The 23,046-nt window shown below is 33.6% G+C and carries 21 protein-coding genes; 8 read left to right on the forward strand and 13 right to left on the reverse strand.

What is annotated here, in order from left to right; genetic code table 11:
* Positions 1-259 precede the first annotated feature (259 nt).
* Positions 260-877, reverse strand: a complete 618-nt coding sequence (locus IEX29_RS03015; RefSeq protein ID WP_188733000.1) for a DUF5067 domain-containing protein — start codon at positions 875-877, stop codon at positions 260-262.
* Positions 878-1,774: 897 nt separating this feature from the next.
* On the opposite strand from IEX29_RS03015, the gene IEX29_RS03020 reads away from it, so the two are divergent.
* Both IEX29_RS03020 and IEX29_RS03025 read left to right on the forward strand, forming a co-directional pair.
* Positions 1,775-2,884 (forward strand): C40 family peptidase, encoded by a 1,110-nt coding sequence (locus IEX29_RS03020; protein ID WP_188733001.1) that lies wholly within the window; start codon positions 1,775-1,777, stop codon positions 2,882-2,884.
* Positions 2,885-3,646: 762 nt separating this feature from the next.
* Positions 3,647-4,909, forward strand: coding sequence for an LCP family protein (locus tag IEX29_RS03025; protein ID WP_188733002.1), 1,263 nt, complete (start codon positions 3,647-3,649; stop codon positions 4,907-4,909).
* 73 nt (positions 4,910-4,982) lie between these two features.
* On the opposite strand, the gene wecB is transcribed toward IEX29_RS03025, so the two are convergent.
* The 3 genes from wecB to IEX29_RS03040 all read right to left on the reverse strand — a co-directional run bounded on the left by wecB (position 4,983) and on the right by IEX29_RS03040 (position 6,793).
* Positions 4,983-6,098, reverse strand: coding sequence for a non-hydrolyzing UDP-N-acetylglucosamine 2-epimerase (gene wecB / locus IEX29_RS03030; protein ID WP_308423615.1), 1,116 nt, complete (start codon positions 6,096-6,098; stop codon positions 4,983-4,985).
* Between the two features lie 137 nt (positions 6,099-6,235).
* Positions 6,236-6,496 (reverse strand): RNA polymerase sigma factor, encoded by a 261-nt coding sequence (locus IEX29_RS03035; protein WP_188733004.1) that lies wholly within the window; start codon positions 6,494-6,496, stop codon positions 6,236-6,238.
* A gap of 30 nt (positions 6,497-6,526) precedes the next feature.
* Entirely contained in the window at positions 6,527-6,793 is a 267-nt protein-coding gene (locus IEX29_RS03040) for a sigma factor (RefSeq protein WP_188733005.1), read from the reverse strand.
* Between the two features lie 369 nt (positions 6,794-7,162).
* Between IEX29_RS03040 and IEX29_RS03045 the strand changes: the two genes are divergently transcribed.
* From IEX29_RS03045 to IEX29_RS03055, 3 genes are all read left to right on the forward strand, one after another.
* Positions 7,163-7,393, forward strand: a complete 231-nt coding sequence (locus tag IEX29_RS03045) for a DUF1659 domain-containing protein (RefSeq protein ID WP_188733006.1) — start codon at positions 7,163-7,165, stop codon at positions 7,391-7,393.
* A gap of 33 nt (positions 7,394-7,426) precedes the next feature.
* Positions 7,427-7,660 (forward strand): DUF2922 domain-containing protein, encoded by a 234-nt coding sequence (locus IEX29_RS03050; protein WP_188733007.1) that lies wholly within the window; start codon positions 7,427-7,429, stop codon positions 7,658-7,660.
* Positions 7,661-7,782: 122 nt separating this feature from the next.
* The gene (locus tag IEX29_RS03055) at positions 7,783-7,917 is read left to right on the forward strand and encodes a YvrJ family protein (RefSeq protein WP_188733008.1); all 135 of its coding nucleotides are present in this window, start codon (positions 7,783-7,785) and stop codon (positions 7,915-7,917) included.
* An 85-nt stretch (positions 7,918-8,002) separates the two neighbouring features.
* Here the strand turns inward: IEX29_RS03055 and IEX29_RS03060 are convergent, their stop codons facing one another.
* Both IEX29_RS03060 and IEX29_RS03065 read right to left on the reverse strand, forming a co-directional pair.
* Positions 8,003-8,749, reverse strand: coding sequence for a WecB/TagA/CpsF family glycosyltransferase (locus IEX29_RS03060; protein ID WP_188733009.1), 747 nt, complete (start codon positions 8,747-8,749; stop codon positions 8,003-8,005).
* 65 nt (positions 8,750-8,814) lie between these two features.
* On the reverse strand, positions 8,815-9,882 hold the full coding sequence (locus tag IEX29_RS03065) for a glycosyltransferase family 4 protein (RefSeq protein ID WP_188733010.1): 1,068 nt from the start codon (positions 9,880-9,882) through the stop codon (positions 8,815-8,817).
* Between the two features lie 218 nt (positions 9,883-10,100).
* On the opposite strand from IEX29_RS03065, the gene IEX29_RS03070 reads away from it, so the two are divergent.
* Positions 10,101-10,820, forward strand: a complete 720-nt coding sequence (locus IEX29_RS03070) for a glycerophosphodiester phosphodiesterase (RefSeq protein ID WP_188733011.1) — start codon at positions 10,101-10,103, stop codon at positions 10,818-10,820.
* A gap of 239 nt (positions 10,821-11,059) precedes the next feature.
* Here IEX29_RS03070 and tagH read toward each other — a convergent pair whose 3' ends face one another.
* The 6 genes from tagH to galU all read right to left on the reverse strand — a co-directional run bounded on the left by tagH (position 11,060) and on the right by galU (position 19,694).
* Positions 11,060-11,896, reverse strand: coding sequence for a teichoic acids export ABC transporter ATP-binding subunit TagH (gene tagH, locus IEX29_RS03075; RefSeq protein WP_188733012.1), 837 nt, complete (start codon positions 11,894-11,896; stop codon positions 11,060-11,062).
* Positions 11,897-11,913: 17 nt separating this feature from the next.
* Positions 11,914-12,735 (reverse strand): ABC transporter permease, encoded by an 822-nt coding sequence (locus tag IEX29_RS03080; RefSeq protein ID WP_188733013.1) that lies wholly within the window; start codon positions 12,733-12,735, stop codon positions 11,914-11,916.
* Positions 12,736-13,059: 324 nt separating this feature from the next.
* Positions 13,060-14,616, reverse strand: coding sequence for a polysaccharide pyruvyl transferase family protein (locus IEX29_RS03085; RefSeq protein ID WP_188733014.1), 1,557 nt, complete (start codon positions 14,614-14,616; stop codon positions 13,060-13,062).
* Positions 14,617-14,711: 95 nt separating this feature from the next.
* Positions 14,712-15,914, reverse strand: coding sequence for a CDP-glycerol glycerophosphotransferase family protein (locus IEX29_RS03090; RefSeq protein WP_229720063.1), 1,203 nt, complete (start codon positions 15,912-15,914; stop codon positions 14,712-14,714).
* Between the two features lie 5 nt (positions 15,915-15,919).
* The gene (locus IEX29_RS03095) at positions 15,920-18,526 is read right to left on the reverse strand and encodes a CDP-glycerol glycerophosphotransferase family protein (RefSeq protein WP_229720064.1); all 2,607 of its coding nucleotides are present in this window, start codon (positions 18,524-18,526) and stop codon (positions 15,920-15,922) included.
* Positions 18,527-18,794: 268 nt separating this feature from the next.
* Positions 18,795-19,694 carry a UTP--glucose-1-phosphate uridylyltransferase GalU gene (gene galU / locus IEX29_RS03100; protein ID WP_188733017.1) on the reverse strand — a complete coding sequence of 300 codons (900 nt, stop codon included), beginning with the start codon at positions 19,692-19,694 and terminating at the stop codon, positions 18,795-18,797.
* A gap of 369 nt (positions 19,695-20,063) precedes the next feature.
* Between galU and galE the strand changes: the two genes are divergently transcribed.
* Together galE and IEX29_RS03110 are read left to right on the forward strand one after the other, a co-directional pair.
* On the forward strand, positions 20,064-21,047 hold the full coding sequence (gene galE / locus IEX29_RS03105; RefSeq protein ID WP_188733018.1) for a UDP-glucose 4-epimerase GalE: 984 nt from the start codon (positions 20,064-20,066) through the stop codon (positions 21,045-21,047).
* 110 nt (positions 21,048-21,157) lie between these two features.
* A complete protein-coding gene (locus IEX29_RS03110) occupies positions 21,158-22,708 on the forward strand; it encodes a glycosyltransferase (protein WP_188733019.1) in 1,551 nt (516 codons plus the stop codon).
* Between the two features lie 52 nt (positions 22,709-22,760).
* Here IEX29_RS03110 and IEX29_RS03115 read toward each other — a convergent pair.
* The coding region (locus tag IEX29_RS03115; protein ID WP_188733020.1) for a GW dipeptide domain-containing protein at positions 22,761-23,046 on the reverse strand (286 nt) is incomplete at its 5' end.

Here is a 23,046-nt window from a genome sequence, read left to right on the forward strand (position 1 = left end):
TGATTTATCGAAATATAGATAACATCACTCTTATATACAGGTAAGTATAGTGAACTTTTAATGAGCTGAAAAGAAATTTTCATTTTTTTCTTAAATTTTGCTTTACGTATTTGTCAAAAAATAAGCTCTCGCTCCCTCTTTATTATAAGATAAAACTTAGGAATTCGACATAGAGCAAAAAAATTTGTTATTGCTTGGTAGATAATTAAAAAGACATCCTTAATTAGGATGCCTAAATTTTGGTTGAGCTTTATTTTAATTATTCTATCTCGTAATCTGCTCTGCCTATTTCATCACCAATCAAATCTTTGATTGCCACCAAAGTAACTGGTGTTTCTGTATCAGTCAATTCATAGGAGACAGAGTTTTCTACCGTTCCATCTTTTTTAATATTCGCCATCTGAGTGTCTAGATGCGCATCATCAGGGAGCATTCCTACTGAAAGCTCATTCTCTATGTTCGGATCATTATCTTGTATTGCAGTAAACGTAAACATCCAAGCTGTGGAAGGGTCTAAATCTTCATCAGTTAAATTAGTTGTATTATACCAAATAGCGAACACAGGATTTTCTCCATATTCATTACCTTTTTCACCTACTGGAATTACTTTAGTATCAGTAATCTCAATCTTAAATTTATCAGTTTGGAGCACATTGTCTTCAAAGTATACGTCGTTCTCTCCTTCATTTGATTCTTCGCTTTCTGCTTCTTCACTTTCTGTCTCTTCACTATCTGTTTCCTCTGTTTCAGTGCTTTCATTATCATTTGCTTCCTCTGCAGATGCAGTTTCATTATTCGATTCTGATCCTTCTTCGTTCTCACTGCACCCTACTAGCACTAAAACACTTGCAAATAACAAAAATAATAACTTTTTCACTCTAATCTCCCCATTCTATGTAATTTCATAAGAATATTTTACCACATCTAAAATTAAAATGGTAGTAGGCCTATTAATAATATAAACAAAATAAAACCATTTCTCGGTTTTGTACTTTCGTATCATATATTTTAAAAATTAATAATAGGTTGATATACATGAATATAGGTTATTCTTCATTTTACTACCACATTAACACATAAATAGTAATAACAACGTAATTTTTATTACACTCCCTTTCGCCAGGAACTGGATCCGCACTTCCTACAAAATAAAACAAATTTATACCTTTTTATTAGAACACTTAAAACGTTTCAATGTTAAAAAACAACTTCCTGATCATTACTATTTTACCATTACCATCACATCCCCGAGGGATATTCAACCTATCGAACTAATTATTTTTTGTAAACCCATTAATAAAATAGTTCCTTAGACCTTATTCAATAACATTACAAACATGTTACAAATTCACATATCATCTACCATAATTATCTATAAAACGATATACTTTTATAAAGATGTATTTATTGGAATTATTTTTTTATAAGCAAGTCGCTTTTTGTATTATGTTTGTAATTAAATAAACTAGTAATACCTCATTATAAAACTATTAAACCACACTCTAAAATTACAATTGATATGCATCTGTGGGTAAAATACATCTTGTTGTCCTATGTCGAATATGCAATTTGTTCCTGTACCAAGATTGTTTCGTATGTATTTAAAGATGTTCTTCTTCATTATAATCGTACGGACAAAGCTTTGAGAGGATAGTAATATAACCATTATTATTTTCTTTAAGGCATTCCTCTTTGGTTTCCATACAAATAATCATATTCAGCACACATCTCACAACACCCCAAATACTAAAAATCTAAGGAGGAATTGCACAAAATGGCAAACAAGAAACTACTCTTATCTGTTACTGCGTCTGCAGCAATTGCATCTGCTTTTGTAGCTACAGACAGTGCTGATGCGGCATCTTACAAGGTAAAAAGCGGCGACAATCTATGGAAGATTGCACAAAACCAGGGAACAACCGTTTCCAAATTAAAATCTCTTAACAACCTTTCTTCGGATCTTATTTTCCCGAATCAGGTTTTAAAAACAACCGGATCTTCGAGCTCTGGTTCAAGTTCTAAATCAAGCTCAAGCTCTAATTCCGGTTCAAGCAATTCTGGTGGAAGTACATACACTGTAAAATCTGGTGATACATTAAGCGGCATTGCACATAAACATGGTATTTCTTTAAACAACTTAATGAAGTGGAATAATTTATCTACTACCTTAATTTACCCTGGAAATAAATTAAGTGTCAGCAGCGGAGGTTCAAGCAGTTCTGGCTCAAGCTCCAGTTCAAATTCAAGTTCTGGATCTAATTCTTCCAGCTCTAGCTCAAGTTCTTCATCCAGCACTTATACTGTAAAATCTGGTGACAGCCTTTCTAAAATTGCCAGTCAGCAGGGTACTACTGTATCAAAGTTGAAATCTCTCAATAATTTATCATCTGATTTAATTATTGTCGGTCAGAAGTTAAAAGTGAGTGGCTCAGGCGGCTCAAGCTCTAATACCAGCTCAAACAGCAGCTCTGGTTCAAAAAGCAGTAGTTCTAACACATCCTCTTCCAGTGCTGTTTATGATGTAGATAAACTTATTTCTACTGCACAAGCTCAAAAGGGAAAGCCTTATGTATGGGGTGGACAATCTCCAAGCAGCGGCTTTGATTGCAGCGGGTTTATCCATTATGTTATTAATCAGGCTGGTAAAAGCATGGGACGGACAAATGTTGAGGGGTACTACAACAACTCCTATACAGTCAGCAGTCCTCAAGTAGGGGATTTAGTGTTCTTCTCTGGAACATATAAATCTGGTCCTTCTCATATGGGCTTTTATGTTGGTAATAATCAGTTCATTCATGCAGGAACTTCTACTGGTGTTACAGTAACATCTTTGGATAACTCTTACTGGAGTTCACATTTCGACAGCTATAAACGCTTTTATTAATCTCATATATTAATAGAATAAAAAGTCTGTATTTGCCGTTTAAAAAAGCAGATACAGACTTTTTTGATGCATAAAATATGGTCCTGCCAGTGAAACTTGCAGGCTTTATGGTCAGTTCCTCCTCAATATAAAAAGGTAATGCTAGTCGGATTAATCCTCTTGTATGCTTACTTTTTTATTAAGAAAAAGATATTGCACACAATACATACAATATAAATATATAATGCAAGACTGAAATTTTATATTGGTTAAAAAACATATTTTTTGTCGTTCTCATTTATTCTTTTAATCTTCCCTATGTTACTATTATTTTAATAGGCTTTTAGGAGGTGGATATGGTACGTGGTTTATTATATATAGGCCATGTGGATTTATTAAAAATCCCCGAAAAATGAGTGACAATCCTACTGCAGAATTATCTACTGATTATTTTAATATACTTAAATATTAGTAATCTTTTCATTCCTATAATACTCGAGACATTTATTTTTGAATAGATATGTTTGTTATGAGAGTTGCTTAAAAAGAATAATTTGATAAACTGCGTTTTTTCTGTGAGGTTGCCAATCTTCCTAAACAGACATCAACAGACGGTATCCTCTCCACGACTATCAGAAAGTTTAAAAGATGACAGCTGGATATATCGACAAATAAAGACATGTAACGTAATTGTAAATTTACTAATCAATTATTTCATAGTAAAATTAAATGTGGTTTATCAAGAAATGAGTCCATATTTCTTGTAAAAAAAGGAGATTTGTAATGTCAAAACATAAAAAGGTGCAGAGTCGCAGAGTTATGCGAAAAAAGCGTAAACTTAGAAAAGGGATTTTAATTCCTTTAGTTGTCGTCGCCTTAGCTTTGCTTGCAGTTATTGGATATGGAAGTTATTTATATGTTAAAGCAAATAATGCTGTCAGTGATTCTTTTGAAGATGACGGACGTGATAAATCTGATTTAAGGGAATTTGAGGTTGACCCGAATATTGATAATGTTTCTATTCTTATTATTGGTGTTGACGAAAATGAAAAGCGTAATAATGCAGACACCTCCCGTTCGGATACCCTTATGTTAGCAACCTTTAACAAGGATGAGAAAAGCGTTAAATTAGTTAGTATCCCTCGTGATACGTATGTATATGTACCAGAAGTGGGCCGTGAGGATAAAATTACACATGCCCATGCTTATGGCGGTCCAAAAGCAACGATAGAGACTGTTGAAAATTTAATGAATATTCCAGTTGATTACTATGTACGTGTTAATTTCCATGCTTTTGTGGATGTCGTAGATGCAATTGGTGGCATAGATGTCGATGTGCCGTTTGAGTTTACAGAGCAGGATTCTTCGGATAAAGCAGGAGCTATTCATCTTTATCCCGGAGAACAGGAGCTTGATGGTGAGGAAGCATTAGCGTTTGCACGAACCCGTAAATTGGATAATGATATTGAACGTGGGAAACGGCAAATGGAAGTTGTCAATGCTGTAGCGGATAAAGCAACCTCTGTCGGATCTGTTTTAAATTTTGATGATCTGATTGCGGCAGTTGGCAGCAATATGAATACAAATATGTCCTTCAAAGAAATGATGACCTTTATCACTTTCGGCACCGGCGGTCTGGACATTGAAAGCTTTACCCTGGAAGGCAGTGATTATCAGCCGGGTTCTACCTACTATTGGCTGCTTGATGATGTCGCATTGGAAGAGACAAGAGCGATGCTTCAAGATCATTTGGAGATTTCTAGTTCTGTTGCTGAAGATGAAGATCAAACATCTAACGAAGCTGAAGGACAACAGGAAGATCCTTATCAAGGAGAAGGTGAAACAAACCAGGATCCTTATGGAGAATCAAATACGGAAGAGGGAACCTATCAAGAGGATGGTTCTTATCAAGAGGATGATTCTTATCAGGACCAGGGTGAGACGTACCAGGAAGATGGCACTGATCAAGAACAGGGTGAAACCTATCAGGAAGAAGAAACTTATGAAGATACAGACGAATATAATTCAGATGGAAGTCCTTATTAATAAAAAAATTCCTTTCCAGAGACAGCTGGAAAGGAATTTTTTTATGGAATATAAATACTTGTCATTTCATCATTCAATTTTTGAAATAATGCAGAATTGAATCTGCTATTCTCCGTGAGGCTTCCCCATCTCCATAAGGATTCGAAGCTTTTGCCATCTGCTCATATTTATGCTGATCACTTAATAATTCATTCGCCATATTAAATATATTCTCTTCATCTGTCCCGGCTAATTTTAATGTTCCTGCTTCAATTCCCTCCGGACGCTCTGTTGTATCTCTCAATACCAGTACAGGAACACCTAATGATGGAGCTTCTTCCTGGACACCGCCAGAATCAGTCAGTATTAAATGTGCATGCGCTGCAAAATTATGAAAATCAACCACATCAAGTGGAGAAATCAATTTAATACGTTTATTATTTCCCAGGATTGCGTTTGCTGTTTCCTGAACAGCCGGATTTAAATGTACAGGATAGATAACTTGAATATCTTTATGCTCCTCTACTAACCGTCTAATCGCTCTGAACATCTGCTTCATATTATTCCCCAGATTTTCTCTGCGGTGTGCCGTCATTAACACAAGACGTTTATCACCCAGTTCCTCAAGAATCTTACTGGAATACGTTTTATTAACCGTCGTTTTTAATGCATCAATTGCCGTATTTCCTGTTACAAATATTTGTTCAGCAGGTTTATTCTCATCCATCAAATTTTGTTTAGCCTTTTCTGTAGGAGCAAAGTGTAAATCTGCTATGATACCAGTCAACTGCCGGTTCATCTCTTCCGGAAATGGAGAATATTTATTCCATGTACGCAGCCCCGCTTCTACATGACCTACGGCAATCTGATTATAGTAAGCTGCAACAGAAGCTGCAAAGGTGGTAGTGGTATCGCCATGAACTAGTACAACATCCGGCTTCACCTTCTTCATTACTTCATCCAGTCCTTCTAATGCACGTGTTGTAATTTGTGCAAGAGATTGCTGCTTCTTCATAATATTTAAATCGAAGTCTGGAGTTATTCCAAATATCTTCATCACCTGGTCTAACATCTCTCTATGTTGAGCCGTCACTGTTACAATAGATTCAAATTCTTCCGTACGTTTGTTTAATTCAAGCACAAGCGGTGCCATTTTAATTGCTTCAGGTCTTGTCCCAAAAATAGTCATTACTTTAATACGCTTTGTCAAAGCTATCACTCCAAGTACATACATTATAATTTTTAAGAATAGCTATCCTTCTCATTACTATTTCTAAAATCATTATAGCAATCTTTTATTGATTATAAAAACTCCAGCTTTACAACACATCCATAATCCATTTATATTCACTGTTTGTCCCAATCCATATTACGAAGTTTACGTTTTGCACTTTTCGCCCAGCTTTTCACTGCTTCCAAGCTTACCTGCTCTTTCTCAGCAATTTCCTGATTGGATAGACCTTCTACAATGGAATAGCTGAACCAAATCTTTTGTTTCTCAGTCAGTATAGCTGTCAATTTAGAGAAATCTTTTTCATTTGTTTGAGCTATAATTGCCTGCGGATTTGATTCATCTTCCTTTTGAGAAGGTATTTTCTTTCCATCCATATAGTTTCCAGATTGCGTTTCACCTTTAAATTAAATACCAAGCTGTTCAAAGTATTTTCTTTCCACAATGGATTGACGGAGCACATCAACTAAGCGGTTACGAATTTGGAAATTCATGTATGTAGCTAAAGGTCCTTTATCCGGATTATAGTTTTCATAAGCTTTCCACATTGCTACAAGCCCTTCTTGAAAGTAATCTCCCTCCCTTTCACCAATTTGCAGCCTCGCCATCTGATAGTATACTCTGCGCTGATTTTGTTCAATAAAATCTTCCAGCTCACAGTTTTTCTTTGTCATTGTTTATTCCCCCTTCTTTTAAGATATTTTTAATCTAGCAGGAAGCACATATTTTGTCATATTACCCTTTTAGCTTGTTCTCCAGTACAAAACGGCATTTTGCACGGGGGAAAATGACTTTTTGCTCTTAAAAAACCTCTTTTTTATACTTTTTTTGTCTCAAAACATCAAATTGACTATTTTTCAATATTTTAATCGACAATTTTCGACTTTCTTATTTGTTTTGTATTCAGAACCCTTTGGCATCACTGTTTTGCAGGCATTTTTCCTTATTTTTTCAAATGGTTTAATAAAAATAAAATTCTTTTTACAAATATGCCCCTTTTTTCGCATGGGAAACGACTATAGGGGTGAAAGGAGGTGATAAATATGGCAGTTGCTCAACTGACTGAATCTGTTTTGCAGCTTACGCTGAATGAGGGGATTGATACCATTTCCGGTGAGTTTATCCTGAAGCAAAAACGATTCAATAATGTAAAACCAGAGGCTACTGCTGAACAGCTTTTCGAAACAGCAAACGCATTCGTATCTGTTCAGCAGCATGAGCTTTATGGTGTTAGCCGCCGTGATGTTTCTGAGATTCACGAGGATGAAGCCTAAGCTCTAAAATTCCAGGGAAGGAGGTGAAAACACATGAGAAAACTCGAATTGAAGTTTTTAAATGCAGAGGGAAAGGTTGTAACTTATTCAATAGATCATCCGGCAGAACCGGCTAATCCGGAAACCATCCAGGAGGCCATGGATACAATCCTTCGTGAAAACGCTTTTTACTCCACAGGCGGAGATCTGACTGAAATACACAGTGCCCGCATTGTTGAACGTACTGTAGAAGAGATTGAATTACAATCCTTCTTACGTTTAATTTAAAAGACTTTTGCCCGTGAGGAAGCTCTCCTCACGGCATTGTCTTTTATAGAAAAACTGAACACCTTCATCGCATCGTGTACAAGGTTGCTCTTGATAATGCTAAAAAAAAGGCGGTGGATTGTATGGAAGCATGGATTTCTCTTTTAACCGATATTGGTTTCCCTGCTGCGGTAACCTTCTACTTATTACACCGGATCGAAGGAAAACTGAATCAGTTAATTGAGTCCATCTATTCGATTCCAAAGAAAATAAACTAAAGAGAGGATTTTCCCATTTTATTTCATTTGGGAAATTCCTCTCTTCTGTTATTTATTGAGATACATGCTATCCTGTATAGAAGCTTTACTTGTACCTTTTTTTATTCTTTATAATATCCCGCATAAATCCAAAAAGTTTCAGTGTACGTTTGAATCTTACCTTTGGCTGCTGCAGCAGGCGATAAAACCATTCCAGGTTTAATTTAACCCATATCTCAGGGGCGCGCTTAGCTTCTCCGGCAAGTATATCAAATGTTCCTCCAACTCCCATAAACACTCCATGATCAAATAAATCCTTATAGGCAGCAATCCATTTTTCCTGCTTTGGAAATCCTGCGGCTACTAAAACAATATCGGGAGCTGTCGCTGCAATTTCTTCCGCAAGATCGCGATCCCCAATATCAAAATAGCCATTATGTCTACCAGCGATATGAATATTAGGATAATCTGCTTGCACTCTTTTAACAGCTTTTTCATTAACTTCCTCTTTCGCTCCTAAAAAATAACAGCTTAGTCCATGTTCATCAGCATAATTTAATAAATCCAATGCCAAATCAAAACCGGCAATCCTCTCCTCTAATGGCGTTTCAAGAAGTTTAGCAGCCAGGATAATACCGATACCATCTGGTACCGTATAATCCGCTTCGTAAATCACTTTTTTAAAGGCATCGTCTTCCTGCGCTTTCATCACTATCTCCGGATTAGCCGTCACGATAAACTTTTTTTCTTTATGCTGTAAGGCAGGGAAAATATCCTCTACTAAAAATTGATATTGTGTTCTATTAACAAAGTCAATATCCATTACGGTTACACTTCGACGGTCTTTCTGCATGTTCTTTATGTCCTTTCCCCACGATTCATTTCTTATTTATAAAGTTTTTCTCTATCATGCTCTTGTCATTTTTTCCAATATTTATAATGTGATGTCCGTTTAAAAAAAGTACTTAACGGCTTAAATTTACTATTAATCATTTCTAAGGTATCGATCAATATCAGCAACACGAACAGGATAACAGTTAAAATTAGTATAGAGCCCCATAAGGTTGTCATTGTAAACAGAATCGCCGATACACTGAATAATGCACTTAACATGTAAATAAAAAGCACCGTCTGTTTATGTGAAAAACCGAACTGCATCAATCGATGATGGAGATGGGCACTATCCGGACTGGACATCGGGCGATTGTTTAATTTTCTCCGTATCATCGCAATTAACGTATCTGATATAGGAACACCCAGGATAAAGATTGGAATAATAAAAGATACAACGGTAACATTCTTAAAACCAAGTAAAGATAATACAGAGATCATAAATCCGAGAAATAGAGCTCCTGTATCTCCCATAAAAATCTTGGCCGGATAAAAGTTATATTTTAAAAATCCGAGTACACTAAATAACAATATTAATGCCATCGTCGTAACATATGTGTCTCCCATCATCATAGCCATGCCAGTAATAGGAATCAACGCAATACCAGATACACCTGCTGCAAGACCATCCAATCCATCAATCAGATTAATCGCATTTGTAATTCCAACAATCCAAAGAATTGTAAACAATTCACTAAATAAACCAAACTCTAATTCACCGCCAAACGGCAGGTTAATAAATTCTACTTCAAGTCCTCCCCAGTAGACTACCATGCAGGCAACCAAAACTTGGATCACAAACTTAAACTTTGCAGATAAATCATATATATCGTCAAAAATTCCCAGGAGCAATATAACTGTTGCTCCACAAAGAATGGATAAATGAAATTCACTTGTTGGCTGAAGGATAATCAATCCAACAATAAAACTGATTGCAATCGCTATCCCGCCAAGGGTTGGGATAGGTTCCTGGTGAATTTTTCGTGCATTTGGTTTGTCAGTAATATGCAGTTTTTTGGAATACTTGATGACAATTGGCGTCACAATCAATCCAGCAATTAAACTGACCATTGACAACAGAACAATCTGCACCATTTGCTACACCCCTATCTCCCCTTATTATGTATTTATATTATACAGCTATACTTCTCTCATGTCGATTCATGTTAAGAAAATGTAAATTTTAATAATACAATGTTAACAAACTTAATTGACCTGTTATGTCTCTTTAGTTCATTATGATACGATAAACACGAAGAGAAAACATAAAGATAAGATATATATTTTCACTCAAGACAGGGGAGGAATTCTCTTTGGTAATAAATTTCGCGCATAGAGGTTCTTTAACAGAGGCACCTGAAAACACGCTGCCTGCTTTTGAAAAAGCATTAACTTACCAGCCAAAAGGAATGGAATTAGATGTACAATTAACCAAGGACGACGTATTAGTTATTTGTCATGATGCAAAATTAACCCGATTTAATAAAGAAAGCACTACCTTTATTAAAAAACTTACCTGGGAAGAAATTCAACAGATTGATGTTGGTTCCAGTTTTAGCAAGGAATATAAGGGGTTACACCTGACACGTCTGGAGGATGTTCTTTCTATCACACCTGCTGATGTTCTTTTGAATGTAGAAATAAAAAATATTCCTGTTATTTATCCAGGGATAGAGAAAAAGCTGTTAGATTGTCTGGAGGCATATAATCGACTGGATAACGTCATCATTTCTTCATTCGATCATGTAGCTCTGCAAAACATTTATCAGCTTCACCCAACATTACGATTAGGAATGCTTTTTCATTATCGTCTTTTAGATACTTGGAAATATGTTAAGGACAGCGGCCTGCCTGTCTATAGCATTCATCCCAATCATGTTTATGTTGATCAAACGTTTGTCCAAACGTGTAAACATGCGGGATATGGTGTTTTTCCTTATACGGTAAATGATTGGAAGCGTTATGAAGAGCTTGTTTCTTATGGGGTTGATGGGGTGTTTAGCAATCGGTCGGAGATATTTCAAAATAAGTAAAAGCTTTTATTAAAAAAATATAAAAAATGTTATTAAGTATTTTGATATTAATTTCTTTAATAGTTATTTTCTAGACGTATAGATTCTTAATGCAAACAAAAAAGTAAGTAATAATCAAATGTAAATCATTTCATTTTTAAAAATTTCATAACTTTAATGCCTAGAGCAAAGCCTTTATATTGAAAGATCATTTTGAATAATAGTCAAGTTTTACTCAAAATGATCTTTTCTGTTCATTTTCACCATTTTCTTCTCCTCTGACCATAAATAAAAGCTCTGCTTTGAAATTGCTTCATATTCTCTGTAATTTTGTCGTTACGATACTTTTTTCGCTCTTTATTACTCATCTTTTTCCATTGTTTTAAGAATTGTTCATACTTCGGTAAAACTTCATCTGTTGTACCATAATCTTTGACTACCCCATATTCTAACCAAAGAATTTTTTCACAGAACTCCTTCATCTGTCCAAGGGAGTGGCTGACAAAGATCATTGTTTTTCCACGCTTTTTAAATTCGCGCATTTTTTCTAAGCTCTTTTCGGCAAACGCTTTGTCTCCTACAGATAAAGCTTCGTCAATAATTAAAATATCCGGGTTAATATTTACCGAAATAGCAAAACCTAAACGTGATTTCATTCCGCTCGAATAAGATTTAACCGGTTGATCAATAAAAGTCTCCAACTCGGCAAATTCAATAATTTCTGGCTCAAGCTGTTTAATTTCATTTTTATTAAACCCAAGCATCAATAACTTTAATTCAATATTATCTCTTCCCGTTAAATCGCCCTTCAGTCCAGAGGCAACGGCAATGAGTGCTGCTTCTCCATTTAATTTTACAAAACCGGTCGTTTCCGGTAAAATGCCAGCAATAATATTGGATAATGTCGATTTTCCAGATCCATTGATTCCAATAAAACCAACAATATCGCCTTTCTCAGCTTCAAAATTCACATTAGTGAGTGCATAAAAGTCTTTTCCATAACTTTTAGGGGTAACTAAATCCAGAAATCTTTCTTTATTGCCACTATATAATTTATACTTTTTTGATACATTTTTTACTTTTATTGCTTTCTCCATTGTCAACACATACCTTTTTATAAAAAGTCGATAAAATGCTTTCTAAATCGAACGTGCATGTTTGCACCAATTATAAGTAACACGATAATAACAATCCAGAAATAAATTGTAAGATGCCAATTTGTTATGAAAAACCATTCTGTTCCAAAAAATGCAGCTCGATAGCCTTGGATTAAATAATATAGAGGATTTAACTGCATAATATTTAACAGCCATGGAAATTCTTCTAACTTACTTAACGGCCACAGCACACCGGAAATATAAAGAAACATCCGTAATGTTGAGCTTAATAGCATGTGAAAATCTCGAACAATTGTTGAAATGGTCGATGTTATTAAAGAAATAGCAAATAAGAGACAGAACGTTGCAAATATACAGTAGATTAACTGTAAATAATAGATGTTAATATAGTACCCCATAACCTGATAAATAATAATCGCTATACTAATCATTGCTAAGTGCACATAAAATTGTGAAAAAATAACGTAACTAGGAATGATACTCATAGGAAAGTTCATTTTAGAGAGCATCCGTAAACGAGAATATATGGATTTAGAACCTTGTATGATTGATTGATAAAAAAATGTCCATACAAAGAATCCCCCAATCAGCCATAAAATAAATGGAACCGGTTCTCCCCCCATTGTGACGTCTTCACGAGATAATAGTAACCCGAAAACAAACCAATATATCATAATTTGAATAGACGGGCTTATTAATTCCCAAGCCATCCCAAGGTAATTATTTTTATTTTTATTTTTTAATTCATATAAAGACAATCTTCTAATAAGATAAAAATGATCAATTTGTTCTTTAATAACTTTCCATGCGGATTTCATTATCTTTTCCTTTCACAAAAAAATTACACTTTCTCATGCTATTAAATTATACAAGTTCTATTTATAAAAAACAATCATAAGTAATTAACATAGAAAATTGATATTAAACTTATGGAATAAATTCCTATGCTTCATAATAAAGATATCTCTTAAAGATTATACTAAATTGTATTTCGAAATAATATTTTATTAATTTATTTTCATCTTAAAAACATATAAATGATTTTTATTGCACTATCCTAACAAATGGCTTCATTATAAAGCCGTACGAATTAATTTATTTAAATTCATACGGCTTCACTATAAATATATAGTGCTTATTCATTACCTTCTTTGTCTAATCATACGCAATGGTCTCGTTATCTTCCAAGATTTTGAATTCTCTATATTGTAGATTTTCTGCTCTAATTTTTTTATTTGTTTACTCCTTTTCTTTAACTCTAATTCTTTCTTTTCTACACTTGATTTTAACTTAGAAAGAGTTTCTTTATCTTCTTTAATTATCTTATCTTTTGTGCCAACTTGTTCTTTTAAATCATAAATAGTATTATTTCTTTCTTTAATTTTTCCTGTAAAATTAGTATTTTTTTCTTTAATTTTTCTCGTGAAATTATTATTTATTCTTTCTTGTTTAGATACCATAATCTTAAAGCCTTTTTGTAATCTTTCTTTCATTTCTTTATTACTACAAGATGTTATTGGAGTAATAGGTTTCTGAAGAGTGATCTTATCTAACTCTGATTCAAAAGGCAATTTTTTGTTTTGAGAATTATAGTCATAAGCATGTTCGATTTCATTATTTTCCAAGAAGTGGATGAAGTTATCATAATTTTTTTTATGGCTCTTTTCAACCGATTTTAAATCTAATTTTTCAATCAAATCTTCTAAACGAGTTTCATCATTTATTTCTCTTGGTAAAACTCTAGGAAAATTATGGTATTCGGATAATTCCCTCATTCTTGCATCAATTGGAACTGTTATACTAGGAGTCCCCGCAAGAGTGGGTGCAACATTTCCATGCATTCTTGTCCCTACACTCAAATTTATATTTCGCATGTGTTCGATCCATGAAGGTGCAGACAAGAAAAATTTAACTTGATTATTTTCATAGTAACTTGAATTAAGACTGTTGGGATAGTTATCTAACTTAGTATTAACAGCACCACCTAAAAGTGGAGTCCCAGAATAAGTTAAAACCATTTCATCTAAATCTTGCGGAATAAAATCTATATTTTCATATTGTTTATTTAGTCCATTTAAAAACTTTCGCACCTCTTGATTAGCTTTTGGAGTCATATTTACACAGATAGATGAATCACTATTTAATACTAAATCTCGAATCTTAATGTTTTCTCCATATGTATACATTGACGGACACCCAATCACTTGATGATCTCTCCCTTCTTTAAATCCTAAATAAGATAGATAATCAGAAGTAATTTGACCTCTTAAGCCTAGCATACTTGATTTTTCTAACACTGCGCTAACAAACCTTTTTACATCATCATCAAATGGCTTCTTCGTACCAATGTCTGGTTCATAAGGAAAAGCCATTCCTATTCCAATAACATAAACAGGTATTTTTAACCTCTCAATTAATTCCGTATATTTCCTCATAGCGGGCATAAAGCTTGGTCTAATTGCATTGGCTAACGGAATTACATAGGCATCATAAGTTTCATTTATATTGTCTGCATCTGCAGGATTAAATTGATAATAATCAGAAACTAATTGTACATTTTCAGTATTCATATTTCTAAATATACTGTATGGATACATGAAATTACCTACATTATTACCTATGATATTTTTTTGAATAATTTCTTCTGCGCTAAATGCGTCTAACGGCGACATTCCAGAACGTACAAGTATTTTCTTCATAATTAATTCTCCCATAAATTTTGTCAAACATATTGTATCATAACTCTGAATAGCTAAAAAGTTAAATTTCATTTATATTTATTTAAAACGTTTTACTAAAAATTATTACTATTTATAAAAACCTGGTCAACAACAAGCCGCGTAGCATTGCCATCCTCAAGATAGCAAAATTTCTCATAAAATTCATTAAACGTATGACTCGGCTGGAATCCACTTTCTTCGACAATTTTAATTTCCTTTACAATCTCTTCCGTAGTCCTAACTAATGGGCCTGGGGCTTCATTTTCAAAATCTAAATAAAAACCTCTCAAATTATCCCTATAATCTTCTAAATCATATACAAAAAATAAAATTGGACGCTTCAGATTGGCATAGTCAAAGTACACAGAAGAATAATCCGTAACAAGCATATCAGAAATAAGATAAAGCTCACGAATATCCTCGTGCTTTGAAAAATCCATAACAAAATCTGTATAGCCATTAAGATCGAGATTCTCTGCAACCAAATAGTGCATGCGTAACAGAATCACATGGGTATCTCCAAAAGCCTCCTTAAGAAGTTGAAAATCTAATTCCAAGTTAAACTTGTAATTTCCCTTCTCATAAAATTGATTATCCCGCCATGTCGGAGCGTATAAAATCACTTTTTTATCCACCGGGATTCCAAAATTCTGCTTCAAACGATGAATTTCTTCTGGATTATTATTATTAATTAAATAATCATTTCGAGGGTAGCCTGTTTCCAAGACTTCTTTTTTAAACTGAAAAGCTCGTTTAAATATATCTGTGGAATATCTATTTGGTGAAACCAGATAATCCCATTTTCCCGCTTCAAAAACGAAATTTTGCTTATACTTTTCAGTATCAGTTCCTGGCATTTGTACATCTTCAATATCTACACCAAGCTTTTTTAAAGGTGTACCGTGCCATGTTTGTAAATAGACTGTTCTTTTAGGCTTTTTAATCCACAGCGGTAATCTGGCATTGATCACCCAATATTTTGCGCGCGCCATTAGGAATATCCATTTTAAAGATAACCGTTTTACATGTGGCAGGCCTCTCTCTTCAAATAAAGAAAGATGACGACGATCTGCTGCCCAATAGAGCTGATATTCAGGATAATTTTCTTTGATGTATTCAAAAATCGCTCGAGGACTATCGCTATACTGCTTACCATGAAAGCTTTCGAAAATAATAAGGTTATTGTTTTTAGGTAGTTTGGAAGTAACAGAAAAAGCAGCTCGATATATTTTCTGCACAAGCTTGCTTCTTCTTAGATTAACAATTAATTGTTTCAATTTATTCATCCTTCATTCTTTTCATTTTCCTTATTCAACTTAGATAATACCGTTTGATAAATTCGCTGGCAATTGTGACGGTCTTGATATTTAATAATGTTATCAAGCTCAATATCAAAACTCTTGAAATTGTTTTCTATACTTTCCTCAATCATATCAACGAGATCTGTTTCATTCTGAGCTATCTTCCCTAAGAAGGTTTCTTCTACTGGCCTTAGAATTCCTCTTTTGAAAAATCGATTTACATCAAAATGATAATAAATAACAGGCTTATTCATTAATGTGAAATCAAAACTAACACTGCTGAAATCCGTGATAAGTAAAGCATGGTCAATTAATAACTGTTGTACAGTTTTTGAACCTAAGCGAATAAAGTGAATCCGGCTGTTCTCTTCATTAATATCCTGTGCAAAGAAGTTCTGTGCTCTATAATGTGGATAAAAGTTTAAATTAACATTGTATTCTTCTAAAATTCCCTGTAAACGTTCGTTATTAATTAAATTATTGTAGTAATTATAGTATTGACTTTTAAGAAACTGTTCATCTGTATGAATCCAGTCTCTCCAAGTCGGCATTAATAGAATATCCTTAGAATGATTTTCTTTCGGTAAATTATCAAACCTGGCTAAACCTGTAACTGCCACTTCTTCTTCATTATAACCCATTTTATTCATGACGACATCATACTTCTCCGGTTCACTGCTAACAATAAATAAATCAAAAGGAAGTTCATAATTCTTCTTGTCATATTCTACTGGCTTACGTCCTAAAACCCCATGCTGTAGAAACACTTTAATCGTATCTTCATAATTAAAGAAGCCTTGAGCCGGTTTATATGGCAATAGATTCTCCAAATCATGCGTCCCCAGCAGAACTTTTGCCCGGCTCGCTATTTCAAAATGTTCTTTACTGCCAAAGCAAAGTACATACTCCATATCCTTCAGTACCCGGTAATCTTCTGCATCCTCTTCAATAACATAATAAGCATCAATAGTGGTATTTTTTCTTAACCAGCGGAATAAAGCAATTCCATTATCTTGGGCAGTATTATAGCGTTCCCCAATTAGCCAAACATTAGGATCTTTTCCAGCAGTATTACTTAGCATATTAACACCTTTTGGAATAGTAAAAGTTTCTATTTTCATATTGTCAAAAGGTGTTGTCGTAACCAGAAAATAATGCTTATTTCCATATTCATCTTTTTCTTTTATTGATTCATAATAATTATCTTTACGATAATCAGCTAATTCATATTTTATTTTGTCTTTACGGATTGTGTTGCCTTCTGCGTCTTTGACAGTTATAAAAAAATCAAGAATACTTTTCTCTTTTCCTTTAACCTTAATTAAATCTTCTGCTGCAATTGAAACCTCGAAGTTTTCTTCTGTCAATGGATATTCCACTATATCAAGTGTATTGCGATCTTCCACTGCTAAATAAAAGGTGCAATCTTTGAAGACATGTAAATTTCCTATAAATCCTGAAAGACGAAAGTCTTTTACAGACTTCATCAACCGTCTTAATTTGGGTTTACGAACAATGATACTTCCCATTGATTTATCTTTTCTACGGTAAACTCTCAATACATATTCCTGCGAATTATAAATAACCTTAAAGCTTCTTCTTTTAAAAATTTTTGCAGTTTCAATAAAGAATTGATATTTAAAGTGTTTTCCTTCACTATCCTCCTTCAAGAGGAAAAAGCGTTTAATTGTAGATCCTTCCAGTATATTCTCTAATAATATTTCCGTTTTAAATCCATTATTCGTGCGTTCAACCGGACGCACGAATTCTTTGTTCAATTTTGTATCTTGTATTAGGAATGTATATTGAAACTTATCTGGTTGAATATCTGTAGCAACTTCTAATTGAATAGTATCCTCATTTACCTTCAGTTTCATTGCTTCTATCTCTAAATAATAATTATCCAAAGATAAATAGAAGTTTTTATTAATATATTTCAAAACTCCTTGATGATTGGATGTTAGCAGCGAAATCTCTTCTTGCGTTTTTGATTCTAAAAAATAAGCTGTATCGCCAATTGCAATAATTAAACGCCAATCTCCCTGAGATAGTTGATTAAAATCTAAAACCTCAAAGGTGGAAGTTTCCTTGTTCATTGCTATTTCTAACGGCTTCATTTCCCCATGCTTTAATGCGAACATTTTCTCATGACTATCTATATTCAAATCCATATTTTCCAATACAGCAGTTAGTTCACTATATGAGGTATAAAGATTTTTAATTATTTTCAATTCATTTGAGAAGCTGAACTCTGGTAATAGATTTTTAACCAATACCTTTTTATTAACGGATAACCTAAATAACTTATTTCCTACAACATGATAGAGTACTTTTTCTTTTATATGCTCATCTAATTTTAACCAAAACTTTTGTTTAGCATTTGATAACACTATATAGTTATTAACATCATCTGATAGGTGACTGATTAGAATCGCAATCGTCAATTTCTTTTTGACACGTTGATATGGTAGATCAATCGTTTCCATCCCGTTAGTTAGTACAGCACTAATTCCAGCATAAGATATGAAATTTTTTAAACTTACGTCTATTTCTATACTTTTCTCAGCTACTGCTCTCGATTGAACCACGATGGCTTTTTTTACTAAATAACTTTTACATTTTTTTATTAGCTTTTTGATATTCAACACTTCTATCAGCACTCCTAATAAAATTATTTAGATATATTCCAATAATATATAGGATTGGACAAACTTTCATTATTTATGACGGTATTTATTTATCGTTAAATATTCTAAATTTTAAATTTTTATATAGAGCAAAAAAAGTCACACGAACAATTCATGTGACTTTTATCGTTATTTTAAATTACAAGATGATAACAAACAGCGAACTACATTAAATATTTAAGTTTTGATTCTGCTCTTTTAATTTCTCCGCTAATTGGATTAAATACTTTGTAAGCGGCCCCTGTAAATCTTTACGATCTAGTGCCATTTCCAATGTCGTTTCAATAAAACCTAGCTTCTCTCCAACATCGTAACGATCCCCATCAACCTCATAGGAATAAACACTTTGTTCTTTATTTAATGCTTGGATAGCATCGGTTAATTGAATTTCACCGCCAGCTCCAATCTTTTGTTCATCTAAAAATTTGAAAATTTCTGGGGTAAGGACATAACGCCCGATAATCGCCATATTCGATGGTGCAGTTCCCTGCGCAGGTTTTTCTACAAAATCTTTCACAAGGTATCTTTTTCCTTCTTTTTTTGTATAATCAATTACACCATAGCGATGTGTTTCACTCGAAGGAACTTCTTTTACTGCAATTACAGACGATTGTACTTCATTATATTCATTAATTAATTGCTGTAGGCCCGGCTCTTCATTCGAGCGGATAATATCGTCACCAAGCAGTACAGCAAATGGTTCATCTCCAATAAATTTTCGTGCACACCAAACTGCATGCCCTAATCCTCTTGGTTCTTTTTGGCGGATATAGTGAATTTCTACCTTAGCTGATTCTTTAATTCTTTCTAACAAGTCATACTTTTCTTTTTGCAAGAGATTCTCTTCAAGCTCTAGAGAATAATCAAAATGATCCTCAATTGCTCTTTTTCCTTTTCCAGTTACTATAATAATATCTTCGATTCCTGAACGAACTGCTTCTTCGACAATATATTCAATAGTCGGGCGATCTACAATTGGCAGCATTTCTTTCGGCATAGCTTTTGTTGCAGGTAAGAAACGAGTTCCTAACCCTGCTGCCGGGATAATGGCTTTTCTTACTTTTTTCATGGATATTCCTCCTGTAAAATGATTTCATTATTACATTTACAAAATTGATTTAATTATTTATTGAGCTTTTCTTTCAAAATAATTCTAAGTACTACATTATAGTAACATATAATTCATTACATACAAAGGCAGTTTCTAACACTGTTTCAAGTAAACAATTCATTAACTTAAATGTATATATTACTTTAACTTTATAATTATGTTTATAGCTTTTCACAACTTATATTATCGATTATAATATAAGTTGTTGTAATACATCAAACTTATGAAAATTCAAATGAAAAATTTTCATAAATAATATAACCTACTATATCTTTAATAAATTACAATTTACAACTAAAAAAATTAATTTTGTAAGGAGCGGAACTTATGACTATACTAGTATCAGGCGGAGCAGGGTATATTGGCAGCCACACTGTATTATATCTTCAACAGCAAAATGAAGATGTAATTGTATTAGATAACTTATCTAAAGGGCATCGCGGTGCATTATGCAATTTGAAATTTTATGAAGGGGACTTAACAAATACAGCATTATTGGATAAAGTATTTCAAGAAAATAAAATAAATGCCATTATTCATTTTGCAGCGAGTTCATTAGTAGGAGAAAGTATGGAAAAACCCCTCGACTATTATGAAAATAATGTTTTAGGAACCTTTCACCTCGTAAAAAAAGCAGTAGAATATAATGTAAATAATATTGTATTCTCTTCGACTGCAGCAACATACGGAGAGCCAAAAAATATACCCATTCTTGAAACAGATCCCACCATACCAACAAACCCTTACGGTGAAACAAAATTGGCAATTGAAAAAATGTTGAAATGGTCTCATGAAGCATATGGACTAAATTCTATTTGCTTACGTTATTTCAATGCTGCTGGTGCAGATCCTGAAGGAAGAATTGGCGAAGATCATACGCCGGAAACTCATCTTATTCCCATCGTACTCGAAGCTGCACTTGGGCAAAGAGATGGAGTGAAAATTTTTGGCGATGATTACCCAACTCTAGACGGTACGTGTATTCGAGATTATATTCATGTCTTTGATTTGGCTCAAGCTCATTATCTCGCAGTTCAAAAGTTAATTAGTGATGGCGGATGTGATGTATTTAATTTAGGAAACGGTCAAGGATTTTCTGTGAAAGAAGTCATTGACACTTGCAGAAAAGTAACTCAAAAAGAAATTAAAGCAGAAGTTTCTCCAAGAAGAGGTGGAGACCCGGCACAATTGATTGCATCAGCGGAAAAAGCACATAATAAATTAGGTTGGAAACCACAATATGATTCATTGGAGACAATAGTGCAGCATGCTTGGAATTGGCATTCCACTCATGAAGAAGGATATGAATAAGAAGCAATCTTTCTTATTCATATCTTTCTGCTTTTCTGAAGCTCAGATTATTTTTTCCTCTTAAGCTTTGTTATAATTATTTATAAAGTAGTGAGAAAGGTGTGCTTTATATGAAGCCCAAAGTGTTTCTGTTAATGAATTCAATTGATGTTAAAAGAGGTGGGATTACTCAAGCTTGTTTTAAACAAGCAGCAACATTTGCAGACGAAGGCTATGATACATCTATTTTTACAGTAGATTTTAATCCGCAATACCCTTTTATTCGACAGCAATTAATAGATTCAGGAAAACTCCATAAAAATGTGAAAATTATCAATCTACATGAAGAATTATCTGGAGATACTGAAATTATTTCAAAACTACCAGAAAATATTAAAACATTCCATATTAACGAAATTGCAAATGAACACCCGTATAGTAAACGAGAAGGCCATAACGCTTATCGAATTTACGAAAATGGTTCATACACAAAATATGTTTCCTTTCGAATTGATAACTCATTAGATTTTATTGATTATTTTAATGAAAATAGGTATCGTACAAAAAGAGAAATCTATGATGCAGAAGGAAATTTGCGTCGAATTATTTTTATGGATTACACGCTAAATAAAGCTAGACAAAGTATTTATTATACTTTTGATGGTCAAGCATATATCACTATTTGGCAAAATCCAAAAAATAATAAAATAACTAGAACTCTTCTATTTGGTGGTAAAGATGTAAAAAAAGAGTATGTAGAGGATAACAACTTAAATATTAAAGTTGATTGGATTAATTCTTTAATTACAGAACCTTCTATAGTTATTTCAGATAATCGAAGTACTGATATTATTCTAGCTAAATTAAATCATAAAAAAACATTTAAAATTTGGAGGTTACATAGCGGTCATTTTTCTGCTACCGACCCATCCAAATTACTAGATAGAGTACGCCCAGGTTATGAGAATATGAAAAATTTTGATTTGGCTTTATTTCTAACAGAAGAACAAAAAGAAGATGTAATTAAAGACGTAGGGGAACAAACAAAATATAAAGTTATTCCACATTATCATAATCCTACGAAAACAACATTAAATTTCTCCAAACAAATAAAAAAAGATGAAAAGCTTGCCGTTGTCGTAACACGATTTAGCAGTTTAAAACGTATTGATCATACAATAAAAGCTTTTAAAGAAGTAGTTCGAGAGGTACCTGAAGCTAGATTAGAGATTTGGGGAACTGGTGAAGAGAAAGCGAATTACTTAAACTTAATAACTAAATTGAATTTACAAAACAATATAGCTGTTAAAGGATATACTACAGATCCTGATGAAATATATCAAAAAGGTCTATTTTCTGCATTCACATCTGTTCGAGAAGGTTTCGGACTTTCATGTTTGGAAAGTTTAGCGAACGGCTGCCCAGTAATAAGCTACGACATAAAATATGGTCCTGCAGATATGATAAAAAATAACAAGAACGGATTTCTTATTGAAGCTAACGATATTAATACTTTAGCCAAAAAGATGATTTATCTTTTTGAAAATCCAAAGGTTGCTAAACAAATGGGGAAACAGGCGTGTAAAGATATGAACGTTTCCTTTAGTTATGAAAGCTATAAAGAAAAGTGGCTGGAAGTTATTGAGGAGGCAACAAAAAAATTCAATCGAGAATCTTTCTAAAAATGAAAGAGGAGCAAACCCTAAATAAAATTTTGCTCCTCTTTCATTTTATTTACTTCACATGGGCCTCGTGGATAAATACTTGCCTACCATCCAGTGTGCCTCGGTACCATATATTACTTCCTACTTTTTCTGTTTTGTTCACTTTGAATTCTTCTCCCGCATAGTCACCCAGACCATAAACTAAGTCTTCCGATCCTCCCCAAGCTTTGCTGTAGGCGCTTCCTTGGCCGCTTACGATTAATGTTTTTTCCTGAGAATCTATCCCCGTATGCTTGTGAGTATTTATATCACCCGATTTTATCCATCCTATCGTTCCACTCGTTGCACTCGCTTGT

The sequence above is a fragment of the Oceanobacillus neutriphilus genome (assembly GCF_014645515.1).
GTDB classification, from domain to species: Bacteria; Bacillota; Bacilli; order Bacillales; family Amphibacillaceae; genus Oceanobacillus; species Oceanobacillus neutriphilus.